Here is a 20145-nt window from a genome sequence, read left to right on the forward strand (position 1 = left end):
ATGAGGTTAAAGGATTAAGCATTGCGCCTGAGAGAACTTATCAGATTGCGGCGTGAACGTCGCAAACGGCAGTTCCGCGCATTTCGTAAACGGCGTGAGCTGACGTCGGTTGTCGACCGCAGCGCACAAATCAAGCCCAAAGACATCCTTGTTTTCGCGACCCTCCGTAACGAACGTATTCGGCTGCCGTATTTCTTGCGCTATTACCGCGAGATGGGCATCCAGCATTTCGTGATCGTCGATAATGCGAGCGACGACGGCTCGCGCGAATATCTCGCAGATCAATCGGATGTCACGCTTTGGACGACCGCCGCCTCCTATAAGGCCTCGCGCTATGGGATCGATTGGATGAATTGGCTGTTGCGAAAATATGGGCATGGCCATTGGACGTTGACCGTCGATCCTGACGAGTTTTTTGTTTACCCGTTTTGCGACACACGCCCTATTTCCGCTCTGACGGATTGGTTGGATACTTACGAGGTCCGCTCGTTCTCGGCGTTTTTGCTCGATATGTATCCCAAAGGCCCGATCGACGCCTTCCCTTACAGCGAAGGCCAAAACCCGTTTGAGATCGCGTGTTGGTTTGATCCAGGTAACTATATGATTTCCAAAAACGAATACTTCCATAATTTGTGGATTCAAGGCGGGCCGCGCGCGCGGATGTTCTTCGCAGACGACCCGGAGTCAGCGCCTTCGCTCAATAAGATCCCGTTGGTGAAATGGGATCGTAGCTATATATACGCGAGCTCGACGCACATGCTTTTGCCGCGTGGTCTCAATGTCGTGTATGATGATTGGGGCGGCGAGAAAGCCTCGGGATGCTTGCTGCATGCAAAATTCCTTTCCCCTCTCACCGAAAAAGTGACTGAGGAATTGGAAAGGCGCCAGCATTACGCGGGTTCGCGGGAGTATAAGGCGTATTTTCAGGAGCTTTCGAACGAGCCGGACCTGTGGTGCAAATGGTCCGAGAAATATATCAATTGGCGTCAACTCGAAATTCACGGGCTGATTTCCAAAGGCAATTGGGCGTAAGGGTACGCGATGGCGGTCGGTTTCATCATGATGTGCCACGATGCGTTCGACCGCGCCGCGCAAGTGGCGCGGTATTGGGCGGAGTCGGGTGCGCCTGTCGTAATCCATGTCGATAAGCGCGTCGCCGACGCCACTTTCAATGATTTCGTTGCTCGCTTCGAGGATCTTGAGAACGTCTCGTTCTGCGAGCGGTTTAAATGCGAATGGGGCACTTGGTCACTGGTGCAGGCGGCGCAGGCCGGCGCTGAACAGATGCTTCGGCTTCATCAGGTTGGTCATGTCTTTCTTGCATCGGGTTCTTGCATCCCTCTGCGACCCGTTGCGGAGTTGGACGCTTATCTAGAGGCGCGGCCTTATACGGATTTCATCGAGAGCGTGACGACGACCGAGGTCGGCTGGACCGTCGGCGGCATCGATATCGAGCGCTTTACGTTGCGCTTCCCCTTCTCATGGAAGAAGCAACGTCGGCTGTTTGATCGTTATGTCGCGTTTCAACGGAAGTATAAAATCCGTCGTAAAATCCCTGCTGGTCTTGTGCCACATTTGGGCTCGCAATGGTGGTGCCTAACCCGCAAGACCCTCTCCGCGATTTTGGAAGATCCTGATCGCGCGCTTTATGATCAATATTTTAAGCGGGTCTGGATACCGGATGAAAGTTATTTCCAGACGCTCGCTCGGCTTTATTCGACATCAATCGAAAGCCGGTCTTTGACGCTGTTCAAATTCGATTATCAAGGTAAACCGCATATCTTCTACGACGATCACGTTCAGCTTTTGCGCCGGTCAGATTGTTTTGTTGCGCGTAAGATATGGCCCAAGGCAGACAAGCTTTATAAAACCTTCCTGAGCCGTAAGCAGGGCGCACAGGGCACTGGAGAACCCGATCCAACCAAAATCGACCGGCTCTTCTCCAAGGCGGTTGAGCGGCGCCTGAAGGGGCGCCCCGGTCTTTACATGCAATCGCGCTTTCCCGTGAAGGATCGCGAGAATGGCAAGACCTCTGCGCCCTATTCTATCTTCCAAGGGTTCTCCGATGTTTTTGAGAATTTCGATGGATGGCTCTCGAAAGCTGTCGGCGCGCGGGTGCACGGCCATCTCTATGCGCCCGGGCGTGTGGAGTATTCCGGGGGCGAACAGGTATTTAACGGCGGGCTGACTGACAGCGCGAAGCTGCGCGATTATGCGCCTCGCGCCTTCCTCACGAACCTAATCTGGAACTCACGGGGGGAGCGTCAGTGCTTCATGTTCTCCCCGCGTGACACGCAAGATGTTAATTGGTTCACCGCGACAGATCCCAACGCGCAAATCTCGGTTATAACCGGGGCTTGGGCCGTGCCTTTGTTCCTATCCGATAAAAACTTCGCGGAGATCCGCAGCGAGGCGGCACGCTTGCAGCGCATCGAGTTAGCGCAGATCGATATCTTGCGATCAATGTATGTGAAGGCGCGCGTGCGCATTTGGCCGATGGCCGAATTTATCGAGAATCCGATGGAGCCCCTGCAATCCATCATCGATGAGATCAACCCGCGTGCGACGCGCAGACTTACCGAAGCGCCGCAGATGGTCGACCTTTCGGGCTTTGGGCAGTTCTTGCAGAATTTGAAAAACCAGGGGATGCAGCCTCGCTTGATGGGCGACTTCCCTGTGGGTGACGATCCAAGGCCAATTAATACGCGCCGCGGGCGACCCTATCTGGTCAAATAAAAAGCGGCGCTGGGGCAGCGCCGCTGATAGTTTTTCTGTGACAATGCGAACGTCTTACGCGGCTTGAATGCCGCCCTGCGCTTCCGTGAGCACTGCATGGAGAGCTGCTGGGGCCGTATTCGCACGCAGCTTGGCGCAGACTTCGGCGCTGCGCATCGTTCTTGAGACGAGAGCAAGCGCCTTCAAATGCTCGACGCCGGAATCCTTCGGCGCGAAAAGCGCGAAGATCAGATCGACAGGCTGCCGATCTACAGCATCGAATTCGAGCGCTTTCTCCAGTCGTAGAAAAACGCCGATCACCGAAGAGGGCCCATGCAGGCGCGCGTGCGGCAGGGCAACGCCGTGCCCTACGCCCGTCGGCCCGAGGCTTTCGCGCTCTTGCAAAGCGTCAACCGTTTGAGTGGCATCCAGCCCGTAGGCTGAATGCGCGATGTCTCCGAGGTCCTGAAACAGGCGCTTCTTGCTCGTGACAGTTGCCAAAACCTTCACGGCGTTTGGCTGAAGCAGGTTTGTAAGCTGCATGTGTCCTTACATTTCTGCGCCCGTTCGGGCACTCATTTAATGCTACGCGGGTCGACCCAGCCCACATTTCCGTCGGCGCGGCGATGAACGACGTTAACCCCGCCATGTTTCTCATTCCGAAAGACGAGCATCTCGACGCCTGCGATCTCCATCTGCATCACAGCCTCGCCAACCGAGAGAGTGGGAACCTTGGTTTCCATCTCGGCCACGATCACCGGAGCGAGGCTAGCGCCTTCGTCGAGCGACTCATCGTCATCCGTCGCGAGCACATAACTGGGCGCGGAGCCGAATTCAACCGGTTCGCTGCGCTCGCGATGGTGGTCCTTGAGACGGCGTTTGTGACGACGGAGCTGTTTGTCCATCTTCTCGCGGCAAGATTCAAAGGCGGCATAGATTTCGTCGGCATGACCTCGCGCCGCAGCATTCAAGCCGGTCGAGAGGTGCACATTGGATTCGCAAACGTACTCGTGGCCGTTCCGCGAGAAGATCACGACAGCGTCGGTTGGACGTTGGGAGTATTTCTCCACTGTCTCGCCGAGCTCGGTCTTCACATGGGTTTGCAGGGCCTCGCCGATGTCGATTTGCTTACCGCTGATTTGATACCGCATGGTTCCTCCTTCAGGTATTTGACCCGATCCCATCAGAGATAGGTTTCAGGCCGGTTAAAGTCTTGGGAAGAGCTGCGTGACCAGGCGCCCGCGCCAAAACCTCTCCCATCAGGGGGGGGCGGGGCAGTGCTGAGATGGTGGCACGATGTTCACGCATTAAGTCAATTGGCTCCCATAAGTCGTGGGATGTCAACGAAATTTGCAGCAGCTTTGTTGCGTCATCAAAAAATCTTGTTGGCGCGGGAGTTCGCCAAGAGGCGGCAGTTTAAATGATTTTAAAGCCTTCGCCAAGGTAGACGCGCCGCACGTTCTCATCGCGCACAACTTCATCGCGCGTGCCGGACATCAGCACTTTTCCGTCGTGCAAAATATAGGCGCGATCAACAATCTCCAACGTTTCGCGGACGTTGTGATCGGTAATCAAAACTCCCAAGCCACGGCTTTTCAGCTGGCTCACGAGGTCGCGGATTTCGGAGACGGCGATCGGGTCGACGCCCGCAAAGGGCTCGTCGAGCAATAGGTATTTTGGATCGGCTGCGAGACAGCGCGCGATCTCGACCCGACGCCGCTCCCCGCCCGACAGGGCTAGCGCCGGCGCTTGCCGGATGTGCCCAATGGAGAAATCTCCCAGCAATTCCTCCAATCGCTCCCGCCGCTTATGAGGTTCATCCTCGCAGATTTCCAAGACGGCCATGATGTTATCTTCAACGGAAAGTCCGCGGAAAATCGACGCTTCTTGCGGGAGGTATCCAATCCCAAGTCGCGCACGCCGATACATCGGCAAGCCTGTAACGTTGCGACCGTCGATCGTGATCTCGCCAGCGTCAGGCGTGATCAACCCCGCAATATTGTAAAAGCAGGTGGTTTTACCTGATCCATTCGGGCCTAGGAGGGCCGCTACCTCGCCCCGCGCAAGGTCGATTGAGACATCGCGCAGCACCAGCTTCTTTCGGTAGCTCTTGCGGATATTTTTGATTCGCAGGCCGGATGATGCGGCCTCGGCGGGCACCTCGACACGCGACATCAGTTGCTTCCCGGTTGCAAAACTGTGCGCACGCGGCCCGCCATATTTCCGGTACCAGTGGTCAAATTCACAGTCAGACTTTGCCCCGCCATGATGTTTTGTCCCTGCGTCAGCAAAACATCGCCGGTCATTACGACGAGGGAGTCCTTCAGCGTGTAGACCGCCTCTTGTGCTTCCGCCGCTTCAGCGCCTGACACGAGAGTTACGCCACCCGATGCCCGAAGCTTGGAGATATCTGATGTGGTCTCGCCGTATTCGACCAGAACTTCCGCCGCCGAAAGCCGCATCTCCCCCTGCCCGATGAGGACATTCCCCGCGAAGGTTGCGATTCCGGTCGTTTGATCGACCGTGAGCGTGTCAGCCGTGATCTCGACAGGGGCTGTGCTGTCGCCACGAATGCCGCCGAAAGCGATTTGCTGCGCGAGGGCGGGCACGCCCCACAAGGCGATAAGGATGACGGTTATCGCGGAAAGGTTCATCCGGAGCAAGCTGGAACGGAGCGGCGTTGATATCATGATTTCCTCATTTCGCGGGATCGTATATCAGTTTCACCCCGTTCGTGAAACGGAGAACATGCGCGGTTCCGTCGGGCGTGAGCGCCATTGCGCCTGCGGTCAACGTACCAAAAGGGGCCTTGCCACTCACGGCTTCCGGTGCGCTCAGGGTTCCGGTCTCCAAACCGCCGCGCATTGTGTTGGTCGTTAGGGTGTAACCCGTTGAAGTTGTAATTAAAACTTCCCCGTCGAGGGCGACTTCGCCGCTTGCCGTGTCCAATTGGCCCGTGGCAGACGAAAGTGTCGCGACAAAGCCGGATGGCGCGTTAAGGGTCGCGTTAAGATTGACGGCTTGCGGTGTGCCTCCAGCGGCCTCACGCGCCTCGCTCGCGGTCACGGTCAGGGCCGATCCGTCGGATGTCAGCCCCGAAAACTCCGGCGCACCTAACCTTGTTTCACGTGCCAACTCATCGAGATCGGCCTGCGCATAGGGCAGGGGGTCTGACGGATCCCCCTTTCCCGAAAACAGGAACAACACCGACAAAAGCGCCAGCGCCGCCAGCGGCAAAAGAATTTTTGCCCAAGCCACCAATCGCGAATGCGTGTTGTCGTAATAGCGCATCGTGAACGTTACTTATGCCAAGCCTGCGCGAAGGCAGTCATGGATATGCAAAATCCCTTCGGCGCGCCTATCGGTCACCGCAAAGAGGCACGTGATCTTGCGCGAATCCATCACTGCCATCGCCCGCTCGCCAAGGTCATCGGGCGAAACGCACAGAGGATTATGTGTCATGACATCGCTCGCCCGCAGATCGAGCAGCCCGCGCATGTGACGCCGCAAATCGCCATCGGTGATGATCCCCGTCAGGTGGCCGCGAGGATCAACCACGCCCGCTACGCCAAAGCCTTTAGCGGTGATCGCTAAAAGCACATCGGCCATGGGGGTATCTTCCGCGACGAGCGGCATCTCGCGGTGCATAAGATCGCGCACCTTCGCCAGTCGCGCACCCAATTTGCCGCCTGGATGGAATGTCCGGAAATGATCGGGTGTGAATTGACGATGCTCCATCAAGGCGACGGCAAGCGCATCGCCGAGCGCCAAAGTCATTGTCGTCGAGGATGTCGGTACAACACCTGTGCCGCAGGCCTCATCCGCCTTTGGCAGCACAATTGCCACGTCAGCCTCGCGCAAAAGCGTCGAATTGGCATTGCTTGCGACGCCAATCAAAGGGATCGAAAAGCGGCGCGTATGGGCGATGATGTCCGAAAGCTCGGGCGTCTCTCCTGAATTCGAGAGCACTAAGGCAACATCCTCCTTGGTCACCATCCCAAGATCACCATGGCTGGCTTCTGCCGGATGCACGAATTGCGCCGGTGTGCCCGTAGAGGCAAGGGTCGCTGCGATTTTCCGCGCGATATGGCCAGATTTCCCCATGCCGGAAATAATCACGCGTCCGCGCGCCGAGAGGATGACCTCGACCGCCTTCGCGAAGCTGTCGTCGAGGCTATCCGACAGTAAGCTCAGCGCAGCCGCCTCGATGTTGATGACGCGCCGTGCGGCGGTCAAGTATTCAGTGTTGGAAGATGTCATTGGGGTCCCCCCAGCCTAAAAGGTCAAGCTGCGCGCGAGTGGGCAGAAAATCGAAGCAGGCTTTCGCGAGTTCGGCCCGACCTTCGCGCGCGAGGCGGCGATCTAGATCCGCCTTGATGGCATGTAGATGAAGTACATCGGACGCGGCATAGTCGAGCTGTGCTTTGGTGAGGTCCGGCGCGCCCCAATCCGAGCTTTGTTGTTGTTTCGAGATATCCGTGCCGGCGCATTCCTGCACCAGATTCCGCAACCCGTGGCGATCTGTGTAGCTGCGCACCATTTTGGAGGCGATCTTGGTGCAGAAGACGGGCTGTGCGACAACGCCAAGCCCGTTGAAAATCGACGCAATGTCAAAACGCGCGAAGTGGAACAGCTTGATCACATCAGGGTTCGACATCAACGCGGCCAAATTTGGCGCGCTGGTCTGGCCCTTGGCAATTTGCACAAGATGCGCATCGCCGTCGCCCGCGGACAATTGAACAAGGCACAAACGATCGCGCCGCGGATCAAGGCCCATTGTCTCCGTATCGACCGCAACACAGGCGCCCAAGTCGAGACCGTCAGGGAGATCTTTTTGATATAGGTGGATAGTCAAATGAGCCCCCTTTGCAACGACTGTGTGCATATAAGCCTGTTGCGGCGTCATTGCCAATGGAGGCAGAGGAGCGAGGCCGTAAACGTGACATCGGCGCGAGTAGCAGCATATGGCTTCAAGGGCCCTTAAACGCAAAAACCCCCGCTTAAGCGAGGGTTTTGCAGTCGGTGCAGGTACACCGAAAAGACATGGTGCCCAGAAGAGGACTCGAACCTCCACGCCTTGCGGCACACGGACCTGAACCGTGCGCGTCTACCAATTCCGCCATCTGGGCTGATGTCGTGAGCGGCGATCTATAGAGGGGCGATGGGGCTGTCAATGAAAATCGACACGATTTTTCGCAACGATTTGTGCCGCGTTCCCCTTTGCCCTTGTTTGGCGGGGTGCATAAGGCTAATCAGAAGAAAATTCAGTTACCGAGAGGCAGTAGCCCATGTCGAAGCTTGTCACGATTTATGGCGGTTCGGGTTTTGTCGGGCGTTACATCGCTCGCCGGATGGCAAAGCAGGGCTGGCGCGTGCGCGTCGCGGTGCGTCGCCCGAATGAGGCGATCTTTACCAAGCCCTATGGCGCCGTTGGTCAGGTAGAGCCCGTGATGTGCAACATCCGTGATGAGGCGTCTGTCGCTGCCGCGATGCGCGGTGCCGATGCGGTTGTGAACTGCGTCGGTATTTTGAGCGAAATCCGCAAGAACAAATTCGACGCCATTCAGGCCGAGGGCGCCGCGCGCGTAGCCCGCCTTGCTGCGGCGTCTGGCGTCAAGACTTTGGTTCACGTCTCGGCTTTGGGCGGTGATGAAAGCGCCTACGGTCGGTCGAAAGCCGAGGGCGAGGCCGCCGTATTGGCCGCATTCCCGACTGCGATGATCCTGAAGCCGTCAATTTTGTTTGGGCCGGAAGATAACTTCTTCAATTTCTTCGCGCTGATGGCGCGCTTTGGGCCGATCCTGCCGGTTGTTGGCGGAAACACACGGTTCCAGCCTGTTTACGTCGATGATGTCGCTGCTGCTGCGGTGAAGGGCATCAATGGCGAGGCCACCGGTGTGTTCCAGTTGGGCGGCCCGGACGTCGAGACCTTCAAGGAGCTGATGCAGCGGATGCTGCGTGTGACCTATCGTTCGCGCCTTATCGTGAACGTACCGTTCTTCATTGCGCGGATCATGGGAGGGGCGCTGGATCTCGTGCAGGCTCTTTCGGGTGGTTTGATCGAGAACAAGCTGCTCACCAAGGATCAGGCCAAGAACCTCGAACGCGACAGCATCGTGGCCGAGGGGGCAAACGGGTTTGCGGCGCTGGGCATCCAGCCTACGCCGATGTCTGCTGTTCTGGCGGATTACTTGTGGCGGTTCCGCCCGCATGGGCAATTCGATGACATTCAGGCGTCTGCTAAAAACCTACGCAAGCCGTCCTAATGGATCAGACGACCATCATTGCGGCGGTGCTCGGGCTGCTTGAGGGGCTGACCGAGTTCATTCCGGTATCGTCGACGGGGCATGTTCTGCTTGCAGGGCATTTCCTCGGCTTCGAGAGTGCGGGAAAGGCGTTTGAGGTCGTTATTCAACTTGGCGCCATTCTGGCAATCTTGGGCGTTTATGCTGCCAAGCTGATTGCTCTATTTGCGGCCGCGCCACATGATCCTGTGGCGCGCAAGACTATTTATTCCGTAGCAATTGCCTTCGCGCCGGCGGTGGTGATCGGCATTTTGGCGCATGACTTCATCAAGACGGTCTTGTTTGAATCCCCTTTCCTGATTGCAGTGATGCTGATCGTCGGCGGGATTGTTCTCGTGGTGCTCGATAAGCTTCCCCTCACGGAGAGGCACGGGGATGCGATGCATTTCCCGCTCGGGATGTCGCTAAAAATAGGCTTTATCCAATGCCTTGCCATGATCCCGGGCGTCTCTCGGTCCGGGGCGACGATTGTCGGGGCTATGGCGCTCGGGGCTAGCAAGCGCGCCGCCGCGGAGTTTTCGTTCTTCTTGTCGATGCCGACGATGGCGGGCGCTTTTGCCTACGACCTATACAAGAACCGTGACATTCTCACTGCCGCTGACCTGAATATCATCGCGGTCGGCTTCGTGTTTGCCTTTATCGCGGCAGTCTTCGTCGTCCGCGGATTGTTGGATTTCGTTGGTCGGCATGGATATGCGATTTTCGGCTGGTGGCGAATCGCTGTCGGAACGATTGTTTTATTGGCTATTGCCGCGGGTTACTAAAACTAGGTCACGATTGCTGACCATTTTGACGGCCTTATTTTCACCTTGTCGGCGATTTGACGCAATTTAATGGCATATAGGTCAGCCTTGCTGACTTTTCATTTGGCCATGCCCTCTGTATGTAGGCTGCACCCGTATGACCCTTTGGGAGGTGCAGACATGGCAAAGCAACCTATGCTTAAATTTGTAAAGACGTCGCGTGAGACGCCCGAGAAGCGCGACGCGACTGTCCGCACCCAGGATTACAACGAGATTTATCGCGAATACGCGAGCCAGAAAGCGGCCGAGCAAGCCTCGCGTTGTTCGCAATGCGGCGTGCCGTATTGCCAATCGCATTGCCCGCTTCACAATAACATTCCGGATTGGTTGCGTCTGACCGCCGAGGGGCGCTTGCAGGAGGCATACGAGCTGTCCCAAGCCACGAACTCATTCCCCGAGATTTGCGGCCGGATTTGTCCGCAAGACCGCCTGTGTGAGGGCAATTGTGTGATCGAGAATTCAGGTCACGGGACGGTCACGATCGGGTCGATCGAGAAATATATTACCGATACCGCGTGGGATAACGGCTGGGTCAAACCCGTTAAGCCGGCGGTTGAGCGCACGGAATCTGTCGGCATCATCGGCGCAGGTCCTGGCGGAATGGCTGCGGCAGATATGCTGCGCCGTGCCGGTATTCAGGTCACGATCTATGATCGGTATGATCGCGCGGGCGGTTTGATGACCTACGGCATCCCGGGCTTTAAGCTGGAAAAAGACGTCGTCATGGACCGCGTCAAGCAACTCGAGGCCTCCGGCGTGCAATTTGTTCTCAATTGTAACGTGGGCGTCGATATCAGCTTCGATGCCATTCGCGGCAAGCACGATTCCGTCTTGATTGCGACGGGCGTTTATAAAACGCGTGATTTGACGGATGAGGGCGCTGATGCTGCTGGCATCGTTAACGCGATTGATTATCTCACCGTGTCGAACCGCTTGAGCTTTGGTGATGACGTGGCTGCGTTCAGCGATGGTTCGCTGAACGCGGAAGGCAAGGCTGTCGTCGTAATTGGCGGTGGCGATACCGCGATGGACTGTGTTCGGACCGCAATTCGCCAAGGCGCCACCAGCGTGAAATGCCTCTACCGTCGCGACCGCGCGAACATGCCCGGCTCGCAGCGTGAAACGCAAAACGCCGAGGAAGAAGGCGTGGAGTTCGTTTGGATGGCTGCGCCCAAAGGGTTCACCGGTAGCCCAGTGACCTCTGTCACCGTTCAGAAGATGCGCCTCGGTGCACCGGATGCATCGGGCCGCCAGGCGCCCGAGCCGATTGAGGGCGGGATCTACGAAGAAAAGGCGGACTTGGTTATCAAGGCGCTCGGGTTCGAGCCAGAAGACCTTCCCAAGCTCTGGGGTGTCGACGGGTTGGAAACCACGCGTTGGGGTACGATCAAGGCTCAATACGCCAATCACGCGACCTCGCTGCCGGGTGTCTATGCGGTTGGCGATATCGTACGCGGCGCAAGCCTTGTCGTTTGGGCGATCCGCGACGGTCGCGAGGCCGCCGACTCGATCGTAAAATACCTTAACGAGACGGCGCAGGTCGCGGCGCAGTAATCTCCAGTGTCCGCCCCTTTTAACTTGGGGCGGCCCTCCCACGGTGATCGCTCAGTCCTGCGAGAGCAGGCCCATCAAAAGGAAAGATCATGTTCGTAGCGCGCGTCCTTTTTGTAGCGATCGGGGTTTTCGCCCCTGCCGCTGCATGGGCGCAAGACAGCTGCAAACTTGCGATGACGGTCCAGCTTCAAAGCTGCGAAGTCGCGAATTATGAGCGCTGCGGCGACGGATGGCGGATCACCTTCTCTGATGGGGCTGGGCCTTTTTTCATCTCTGAAATCGACAACGAAACGCGCTGGATTCGTTCAGTTTCCCTAGAATGGGGTGAGGTCGACAGTCTGTCGCCTGACGCTGTAGATGAGGCATCGTTCTCAGAACTTCTCGCGACTGGTCGGGATACCTACGATTTCAAGACGCGCTCCTCGGTGTCAGGTCAAGAGACACGGTTTGTAGGATACGATTCGCTCGCCAACGAAACTGTCATGGTTGATGGCGTGTCGTTGCAGAAATCAGAATTCGCGATGACGGCTTACGGGGCGGATGGCGCCGTGATGTGGAAGCGGGCTGGATCGCAGTTCGTTTCACGTGAAATGCGCGTGTTCTTTGGCGGCACCGAGGTGTTTGAAAATGCCGCCGGTGGGCGCGAACAGACCACGTCAGCGCCGGTGAGCTTCGCTTTTGAGGGCGACGAGGGCTTTGGGGCGCAAGAGCCCGAGCTTTCTTGCGATATGGTGTTGTCGCAAGCCGGCACTGTCTCTACTCTCGAAGGGCGGTCATGATGGATTTGCGCCAGATTGGCCCTCAGGGCCCGCTCCATCTCAGCTTCGTTGCGGGCGTGTCCAAGCGTCTTGTTGTCGCTTTCGCCTGTGTCGGCTCCAAACGCCATGAAACACCTCCCGAAGAATTTCGGCGGATCGCGCATGGCGGCGGTGAGAACAACGTCCTCTTCGTGTCTGATGACAGCCGTAGCTGGGTGAACGGCGATGGCATGGCGGACTTTTTGTGCGAGACAATTACCGATGTCGCGCAGGAAATTGAGGCACAGAGCATTGCCGCAATCGGCAATTCGATGGGCGGATCTGCTGCGATGATCGTCGCTTCGAAAATGCCGGTTGATACGGTGGTCGCGGTCATGCCGCAGTATTCCGTGCATCCGGAGGTGATCCCTCAGGAGACTCGCTGGACCTATTTTCGCAAGAAAATTTCGAACTGGCCTTTTAAGGTCATGCCGGATCTCCGCGATCGTGACTGCAAGGTCGCCATTTTGCATGGCGGCACGCCTGATGAATTGTGGCACGCGGAAATGTTTCCGCAGGATGCCGGATATGACCATTTCATTTTCCCCGAGCACGGCCATCGCGTCGCGCGCGGACTTAACAAAGCGGGGCAGCTCGCTCCGATCGTAACGCAAGGTATCCTAGGGCGAAGCGTTAAGCTTCGTCAGGCCGCAAGAGCGGCGGGCGGCATCAGCCGCGCGCAATTTGAACGGCGTAAGGGCACTTTCTCTGAGGAGGCACTGACATGACTGAATTCGACGCAAACTGGGTTGCCGCCGAAGAGGCAAAGCGCAAGTGGATGGACGAAAATTCCCTCTACAAGACCGATGACGAGAAGGCATCGTGCGGTGTTGGCCTTGTCGTTTCATTGAGCGGTAAGCCCTCGCGCAAGGTCGTTGAGAACGGGATCGACGCGCTAAAGGCGATCTGGCACCGTGGGGCGGTGGATGCCGATGGCAAAACGGGTGACGGGGCGGGCATTCACGTTCAGATCCCTGCGCCGTTCTTCTATGATCAGATCCGCCGTACGGGCCACGAGCCCGATATGGAAAAAATGGTCGCCGTTGGCCAAGTTTTCCTCCCGCGCACTGATTTCGGCGCGCAAGAGCGTTGCCGCACGATTGTCGAGACCGAAGTTCTCCGCATGGGGCACTATATCTACGGTTGGCGCCATGTTCCGGTGAATACCGAAGTGCTGGGCGAAAAGGCAAACGCGACGCGGCCAGAGATCGAACAGATCCTGATCCGCAATGAGAAGAATATCGACGAGGAGCAGTTCGAGCGCGAACTCTACATCATCCGCCGTCGTATCGAGAAGGCTGCGATCGCGGCGCAGATTGCGGGTCTTTATCTGTGCTCGCTGTCGTGCCGGTCGATCATTTATAAGGGGATGATGCTGGCCGAGCAGGTCGCGACATTCTACCCTGATTTGATGGATCAGCGCTTTGAATCGGCCTTTGCGATTTATCACCAGCGTTATTCCACGAACACCTTCCCACAATGGTGGTTGGCGCAGCCCTTCCGCATGCTTGCGCATAACGGCGAGATCAACACGATCAAGGGCAACATCAACTGGATGAAGTCGCACGAGATCCGCATGGCCTCCTCCGCCTTTGGTGAGATGGCTGAGGATATCAAACCGATCATTCCGGCAGGCGCTTCCGATTCCGGCGCGCTGGACGCGGTATTCGAGGTTATGGTTCGTTCGGGGCGTTCTGCGCCGATGACGAAGACAATGCTCGTGCCGGAAGCTTACGCAAATTCGGGCGAAATGCCGAAGGCATGGCGCGATATGTATTCATATTGCAACGCTGTGATGGAGCCATGGGATGGCCCTGCTGCTTTGGCGATGACGGATGGTCGCTGGGTTTGTGGCGGGCTGGATCGCAACGGCTTGCGCCCACTGCGCTACGTCGTGACGGGCGACGGTCTTTTGATCGCGGGTTCCGAGGCCGGCATGGTGCCGACGGATGAAGCGACCGTGGTTGAGAAGGGCGCGCTTGGGCCTGGGCAGATCATCGCCGTTGATATGCGCGAGGGTAAACTCTACCACGATGTCGATATCAAAAACCGCCTCGCCAACAGCCAACCTTTCGGGGACTGGGTCGAGAAGGTTACCAATCTGAACGAAATCATGCGCGACGTTCCGGAAACCGCAGGGTTCACCGGCGCGGAGCTGCGCAAGCGGCAAGTTGCGGCCGGTTACTCGGTAGAGGAGCTGGAGCATATTCTGGCGCCGATGGCCGAGGACGGAAAAGAAGCGATCGCCTCCATGGGCGACGATACCCCGCCAGCGGTTCTGTCGAAGCAATATCGCCCGCTGTCGCATTTCTTCCGTCAGAACTTTAGTCAGGTGACCAACCCGCCGATCAACTCACTGCGCGAAAACCGCGTGATGTCGTTGAAAACACGGTTTGGTAACCTGAAAAACGTGCTCGACGAGGATAGCTCGCAAACCGAAATTCTCGTTTTGGAAAGCCCGTTCATCGCGAATGGCGAATTTGCGGAGCTGATGCGTCAGTTCGGGCAAGATGTGATGGTCATCGACTGCACATTCCCTGCCGGCGCCGATCAAGAAGCGCTGCGCGAAGGATTGGCGCGCATCCGTGGCGAGGCCGAGGATGCGGTGCGTTCGGGGGCTTTGCACCTGGTGCTGTCGGATGAATTGCAAGGTGCCGATAAAGTTGCGATGCCGATGATTCTGGCAACCTCTGCGGTGCATTCCGGCCTGACGGCGAAGGGGCTGCGCACATTCTGCTCCATCAATGTCCGTACGGCGGAATGTATCGATCCGCATTACTTTGCGGTTTTGATCGGATCCGGCGCGACGACAGTGAATCCCTATCTGGCGCAAGACTCGATTGCGGACCGTATTGAGCGCGGCCTGCTGGAGGGCACACTTCTCGATTGCATGCGCCGTTACCGCGACGCCGTCGATGCAGGCCTGTTGAAGATCATGGCGAAGATGGGGATCTCGGTGATTTCCTCCTATCGGGGTGGTTTGAATTTCGAGGCCGTTGGTCTTTCGCGTGCTATGGTCAACGAATATTTCCCGGGGATGCACAGCCGTATTTCAGGGATCGGCGTTCACGGCATCCAGCACAAAATCGAGGAAGTTCACGCAAAGGGCTGGAAGGGCGATCAAGAAGTTCTGCCAATTGGCGGTTTCTACAAAGCCCGTCGCACTGGCGAGAAGCACGCTTGGGAAGCGCAAACGATGCACATGCTCCAAACGGCCTGTGATCGCGCATCCTATGATATGTGGAAGAAATATTCCGCGATGATGCGGGCGAATCCACCGATCCACATCCGCGATTTGCTCGACGTCAAGGCGCTGGGCAAAGCGGTTCCGATCGAGGAAGTCGAAAGCATCACCTCGATCCGCAAACGGTTCGTGACGCCGGGCATGTCGCTTGGAGCGCTGTCGCCTGAGGCGCATAAGTTGCTGAACGTGGCCATGAACCGGATTGGCGCGAAATCGGATAGCGGCGAGGGCGGCGAAGATCCGGCGCATTTCGTTCCCGAACCGAATGGCGATAACCCGTCCGCGAAGATCAAACAGGTGGCCTCGGGGCGTTTCGGCGTCACGGCGGAATATCTGAACCACTGCGAGGAGCTGGAGATTAAGGTCGCCCAAGGTGCTAAGCCGGGCGAGGGCGGGCAGTTGCCGGGGATGAAAGTCACCGATCTGATCGCGCGCCTGCGGCACTCAACCAAAGGCGTCACGCTGATCTCGCCGCCGCCGCACCACGATATCTACTCGATCGAAGACCTCGCGCAGTTGATCTATGATCTCAAACAGATCAACCCGCGTTGCAAAGTCACCGTGAAACTGGTCGCGTCTTCGGGCGTGGGCACGATTGCGGCGGGCGTAGCGAAGGCGAAGGCCGATGTGATCCTGATTTCGGGGCATAATGGCGGCACCGGCGCATCGCCCGCGACCTCGATCAAATACGCTGGTCTGCCGTGGGAAATGGGCCTGACCGAGGCGCATCAAGTGTTGGCGATGAACAACCTGCGCGAGCGGGTGACATTGCGGACCGATGGCGGGCTTCGGACGGGCCGCGATATCGTCATGGCGGCGATGATGGGGGCCGAGGAATTCGGGATCGGCACGGCTGCGTTGATCGCGATGGGCTGTATCATGGTGCGTCAGTGCCAATCGAACACCTGCCCCGTTGGCGTGTGCACACAAGATCCGGAACTGCGCGCCAAATTCACCGGCACGGCGGATAAGGTCGTCAACCTGATCACCTTCTACGCGCAGGAAGTGCGTGAGTTGCTCGCCTCGATCGGCGCGCGGTCCTTGGATGAGATTATCGGTCGTGCGGATCTGCTCACGCAGGTGTCGCGCGGGGCGGCGCATCTCGACGATCTCGATCTGAACCCGCTTTTGATCACCGTCGATGGGTGGGATAAGATCGTCTACGATCGTTCGAAGCCGCGCAACTTTGTGCCCGATACGCTGGATGCGGAGATTATCCGTGACGGTGCGCGATTCTTCGAGGACGGCGAGAAGATGCAGCTTTCCTATGCGGTGCGTAACACCCACCGGACCATCGGCACGCGCGCGTCGTCGCATATCGTCAAAGCCTTCGGGATGCGCAATTCGCTGCAGCCCGATCACCTGACCGTCAAGCTGACAGGCTCGGCGGGGCAATCTTTGGGCGCTTTCGCGGCCCCAGGTTTGAAGATTGAAGTCTCGGGTGATGCCAACGACTACGTCGGTAAGGGCCTCTCAGGGGGCACGATTGTTGTGCGGCCTCCAATGGCTTCGCCGCTTAAAGCTTCCGAGAATACGATCATCGGCAATACAGTGCTTTACGGCGCGACCGACGGCTATCTGTTTGCGGCTGGCCGCGCGGGCGAACGCTTCGCGGTGCGAAACTCGGGTGCGAAAGTCGTCATTGAGGGCTGCGGCACGAATGGTTGTGAATATATGACCGGCGGTGTGGCGGTTATCCTCGGCGGCATCGGCGCAAACTTCGGCGCAGGTATGACGGGTGGTATGGCGTATATCTACGATCCTGACGGGACCGCAGAAGACAACATGAACCTCGAAAGCCTTGTCACTTGTGGTTTGGGTCACCCGCATTGGGAAGCTCAACTCAAGGATCTGATCGAACGTCACGTGGCCGAAACACAATCGGTGAAGGGCGCAGAAATCTTGTCCCATTGGGAAAGTGAGCGGGCCAACTTCCTTCAGGTTTGCCCGACCGAGATGCTCATCCACATTACGCACCCACTCTCGCTCGAAGATGCGGCCGTTCCTGCTGAATAAGCGATAAGAAGCAAAAACTGATTTGGCGGGGGGCAACCTCCGCCATTTTCATATCGAGGGTCTAATGCATGGCCTGTGGACAAGCGATGGGAGGGGCTTGACCTGATAGGGGCGGGCATGACTTATGACAGCATGGCCCGTTCGACCAAAAAATCCCGAAAATCAGCGCCCTTGTCATTGCAGGTGCGGCTAAGGCGCTGGCTTGTCCGTTGGATCGGGCGCGGCTTGCTCGCGGCCTTTGCGGCATTGCTCGCCCTTGTTGTGGTCTACACGGTCATCAACCCGCCGATCACGATGACAATCTTCTCCGAGCATCGGCGGTTGGGGCGCGTGGATCGTCAATGGACGCCGATTGAGGACATCTCACCCGTCGTCGCGCGCACGATTGTGGCGGCGGAGGATGCAAACTTCTGCCAACACTGGGGGTTTGACATGCGCGCGATCCGGTCGGCGTTGGACGATGGCGCAAATCGGGGCGCATCGACCCTTTCTCAGCAGGTCGCGAAGAACGTCTTCCTTTGGCAGGATCGCAGCTGGGCGCGTAAGGCGCTTGAAGCACTTATCACGCCGATGATCGAACTCGTCTGGTCAAAGCGCCGGATCGTTGAGGTCTATTTAAACGTTGCTGAATTCGACGAGGGCGTGTTTGGCGTGAATGCTGCTGCCTTCCGTTATTTCCGAGTCGCACCGGATAAGATCACAGCGCAGCAGGCGGCCTATATGGCGACGGTTCTGCCTAATCCAAAAGATCGCGATGCCGCCAACCCGGGGCCGTTCATGCGTAAACGTGCCGCCCAGCTGATCGATGGCGCCGAGACGATCCGGCGCGACGGGCGGGCGGCTTGCTTCGAGAAGTGATCGAGGATGAGCGACGTGCAGCCGCCTTTGTTCGCAGGCATTGATACTGCGCTGTGCGGCAGGTATCAGGGGATATATCGCTCAAAGGTGTTAAAATGAACCGTCTCTATCACGTTCCGCTGTCGCCGTTCTGCCGCAAGGTGCGTCTCACCTTGGCGGAGAAGCGGATTGAGGTGGAGCTGGTCGAGGAGCGCTATTGGGAGCAAGGCCAAGAGTTCTTGCGGCGCAATCCAGCCGGTAAAGTACCGATCGTAAAACTCGACGGTAAAATGCTGAGCGAGAGTCAGGCGATTTGCGAATATCTGGAAGAGATCGTGCCGAACCCTCCGCTGTTCCCGCGCGACGTGGAAGGGCGCTACGAAGTGCGCCGGCTTTGCGCCTGGTTCGACGACAAGTTCAATCACGAAGTCACCACCAAAATCATGGGTGAGCGTGTTTGGAAGAAGGTCATGAAAAAGGGTTATCCTGATTCCATTGCAGTGAAATCCGGCCTGAAAGCTGTGAAGTTCCATTTGGATTATATGGGCTGGCTTCTCGATCAACGCCGTTGGCTGGCGGGAGATCATATGACGCTCGCCGATTTCTCGGCGGCGGCGCATCTGTCGTGCCTCGATTACATTTCGGACGTCGATTGGAACCGGTCTCCGAATGTGAAGGATTGGTATGCCAAGATCAAATCGCGCCCTGCGTTCCGGTCGCTCTTGGCGGATCAGCTGTCTGGTATGCCGCCTGCGCCCCATTATGCCGAACTTGATTTCTAATCTACGCCTAGCACATCACTGACACCGCGTCGTCCCAACACCGAGAAGGAGGCCGCCATGCACGATTTGAAGGCGCGCCTTGAGGAGAAAGCTCTCGAGGAAGGGTTCTCCAAAATGCGGGTTTGCCGACCCGACGCGGTGCCCGAGATCGCGGCGCGTCTACGCGAATTTGTGGATGCAGGGATGCATGGTCAGATGGGGTGGATGGCGGAGCGCATGCATTGGCGCGGCGCGCCAGACGCGCTTTGGCCGGATGCGAAATCGGTCATCATGCTCGCTGAAACTTACACGCCCGATGATGATCCGATGGCATATGTCGGTGTCCAAGGCGTTGGGAACATTTCTGTCTACGCACGGGGGAAGGATTATCATGACCTCGTCAAAAAACGGCTAAAGCGTGTCGGCCGATGGCTGATGGATCAGGAACCCGCCGAGATTAAAGTCTTTGTTGATACCGCGCCGGTGATGGAAAAACCTCTTGCGCAAGCGGCGGGGTTGGGTTGGCAGGGCAAGCACACCAATCTCTTGGCGCGGGATTTGGGATCTTGGTTCTTCTTGGGAGCCATTTTTACAACTGTGGATTTGGCGCCTGATGCTCCAGACCAAAGCCACTGCGGCACATGCACGGCGTGTCTTGATGCCTGCCCGACCAACGCGTTTCCCGCACCCTATCGTTTGGATGCGCGGCGTTGTATCTCTTACCTGACGATCGAACATCGTGGCCCGGTGGCCGAGGAATTGCGGGCTGGGTTGGGCAATCGCATTTACGGATGTGATGATTGTCTCGCGGCCTGTCCTTGGAACAAGTTTGCGGCAGATGCCCGCGACATCGGATACGCGGCGCGCCCCTTGGCGCAAGGGCCGGAGCTTGCGACTTTGATCGCAATGGATGATCCCGCGTTTCGCGAGGCTTTCGCGGGATCCCCGATCAAACGGATCGGCCGCGATCGTATGGTCCGGAACGCGCTTTATGCTGTTGGGAACCAGCGGATTGTATCTCTCACCGCGCATGTTCGCGCCTTGACGCATGATCCCGATGACGGGGTAAGCGATGCCGCGCGCTGGGCCTTGGCGCAGTTCGAAGCCAACTAA

18 protein-coding genes and 1 tRNA gene are annotated in these 20145 nt (G+C 57.6%); 11 read left to right on the forward strand and 8 right to left on the reverse strand.

The window, feature by feature from the left end; translation table 11 throughout:
* Positions 1-21: 21 nt before the first annotated feature.
* Both SJY32_RS13300 and SJY32_RS13305 read left to right on the forward strand, forming a co-directional pair.
* The gene (locus SJY32_RS13300) at positions 22-1032 is read left to right on the forward strand and encodes a glycosyltransferase family 2 protein (RefSeq protein ID WP_376876216.1); all 1011 of its coding nucleotides are present in this window, start codon (positions 22-24) and stop codon (positions 1030-1032) included.
* A 9-nt stretch (positions 1033-1041) separates the two neighbouring features.
* On the forward strand, positions 1042-2736 hold the full coding sequence (locus SJY32_RS13305; protein WP_376876219.1) for a beta-1,6-N-acetylglucosaminyltransferase: 1695 nt from the start codon (positions 1042-1044) through the stop codon (positions 2734-2736).
* Between the two features lie 54 nt (positions 2737-2790).
* Here the strand turns inward: SJY32_RS13305 and SJY32_RS13310 are convergent, their stop codons facing one another.
* The 8 genes from SJY32_RS13310 to SJY32_RS13345 form a co-directional block, all read right to left on the reverse strand.
* Positions 2791-3258, reverse strand: coding sequence for a PTS sugar transporter subunit IIA (locus SJY32_RS13310; protein WP_376876222.1), 468 nt, complete (start codon positions 3256-3258; stop codon positions 2791-2793).
* A gap of 32 nt (positions 3259-3290) precedes the next feature.
* On the reverse strand, positions 3291-3866 hold the full coding sequence (gene hpf, locus SJY32_RS13315) for a ribosome hibernation-promoting factor, HPF/YfiA family (protein WP_376876225.1): 576 nt from the start codon (positions 3864-3866) through the stop codon (positions 3291-3293).
* 265 nt (positions 3867-4131) lie between these two features.
* Positions 4132-4890 carry an LPS export ABC transporter ATP-binding protein gene (gene lptB / locus SJY32_RS13320; protein WP_376876228.1) on the reverse strand — a complete coding sequence of 253 codons (759 nt, stop codon included), beginning with the start codon at positions 4888-4890 and terminating at the stop codon, positions 4132-4134.
* Positions 4890-5405, reverse strand: coding sequence for a lipopolysaccharide transport periplasmic protein LptA (gene lptA / locus SJY32_RS13325; RefSeq protein ID WP_376876231.1), 516 nt, complete (start codon positions 5403-5405; stop codon positions 4890-4892). Before lptA ends, lptB begins: the two co-directional genes overlap by 1 nt.
* 7 nt (positions 5406-5412) lie before the next feature.
* Positions 5413-6006: an LPS export ABC transporter periplasmic protein LptC gene (gene lptC, locus SJY32_RS13330; protein ID WP_376876234.1), complete on the reverse strand. Its 594-nt coding sequence runs from the start codon at positions 6004-6006 to the stop codon at positions 5413-5415.
* Positions 6007-6018: 12 nt separating this feature from the next.
* The gene (locus SJY32_RS13335) at positions 6019-6975 is read right to left on the reverse strand and encodes an SIS domain-containing protein (RefSeq protein WP_376876237.1); all 957 of its coding nucleotides are present in this window, start codon (positions 6973-6975) and stop codon (positions 6019-6021) included.
* On the reverse strand, positions 6956-7570 hold the full coding sequence (locus SJY32_RS13340) for a ribonuclease D (protein ID WP_376876240.1): 615 nt from the start codon (positions 7568-7570) through the stop codon (positions 6956-6958). Before SJY32_RS13340 ends, SJY32_RS13335 begins: the two co-directional genes overlap by 20 nt.
* A 189-nt stretch (positions 7571-7759) precedes the next feature.
* Positions 7760-7844 (reverse strand) — tRNA-Leu (locus SJY32_RS13345).
* Between the two features lie 159 nt (positions 7845-8003).
* On the opposite strand from SJY32_RS13345, the gene SJY32_RS13350 reads away from it, so the two are divergent.
* The 9 genes from SJY32_RS13350 (at position 8004) to queG (ending at position 20145) form a co-directional block, all read left to right on the forward strand.
* Positions 8004-8981 (forward strand): complex I NDUFA9 subunit family protein, encoded by a 978-nt coding sequence (locus SJY32_RS13350; protein WP_376876243.1) that lies wholly within the window; start codon positions 8004-8006, stop codon positions 8979-8981.
* Positions 8981-9784, forward strand: a complete 804-nt coding sequence (locus SJY32_RS13355; protein ID WP_376876246.1) for an undecaprenyl-diphosphate phosphatase — start codon at positions 8981-8983, stop codon at positions 9782-9784. Before SJY32_RS13350 ends, SJY32_RS13355 begins: the two co-directional genes overlap by 1 nt.
* 159 nt (positions 9785-9943) lie before the next feature.
* Entirely contained in the window at positions 9944-11377 is a 1434-nt protein-coding gene (locus tag SJY32_RS13360) for an NAD(P)-dependent oxidoreductase (protein WP_376876249.1), read from the forward strand.
* Positions 11378-11466: 89 nt separating this feature from the next.
* Positions 11467-12156: a hypothetical protein gene (locus SJY32_RS13365; protein ID WP_376876252.1), complete on the forward strand. Its 690-nt coding sequence runs from the start codon at positions 11467-11469 to the stop codon at positions 12154-12156.
* Complete coding sequence (locus SJY32_RS13370) at positions 12156-12902, forward strand: alpha/beta fold hydrolase (RefSeq protein ID WP_376876255.1); 747 nt, start codon at positions 12156-12158, stop codon at positions 12900-12902. Before SJY32_RS13365 ends, SJY32_RS13370 begins: the two co-directional genes overlap by 1 nt.
* Positions 12899-17434 (forward strand): glutamate synthase large subunit, encoded by a 4536-nt coding sequence (gene gltB / locus SJY32_RS13375; RefSeq protein ID WP_376876258.1) that lies wholly within the window; start codon positions 12899-12901, stop codon positions 17432-17434. The genes SJY32_RS13370 and gltB overlap by 4 nt, the downstream gene beginning before the upstream one ends.
* Positions 17435-17551: 117 nt before the next feature.
* Entirely contained in the window at positions 17552-18292 is a 741-nt protein-coding gene (gene mtgA / locus SJY32_RS13380) for a monofunctional biosynthetic peptidoglycan transglycosylase (protein WP_376876261.1), read from the forward strand.
* 95 nt (positions 18293-18387) lie between these two features.
* Positions 18388-19053, forward strand: a complete 666-nt coding sequence (locus SJY32_RS13385; RefSeq protein ID WP_376876264.1) for a glutathione S-transferase family protein — start codon at positions 18388-18390, stop codon at positions 19051-19053.
* Between the two features lie 57 nt (positions 19054-19110).
* Positions 19111-20145: a tRNA epoxyqueuosine(34) reductase QueG gene (gene queG, locus SJY32_RS13390; protein WP_376876267.1), complete on the forward strand. Its 1035-nt coding sequence runs from the start codon at positions 19111-19113 to the stop codon at positions 20143-20145.

The organism is Albirhodobacter sp. R86504 (genome assembly GCF_042466415.1).
GTDB lineage: Bacteria > Pseudomonadota > Alphaproteobacteria > Rhodobacterales > Rhodobacteraceae > Albirhodobacter.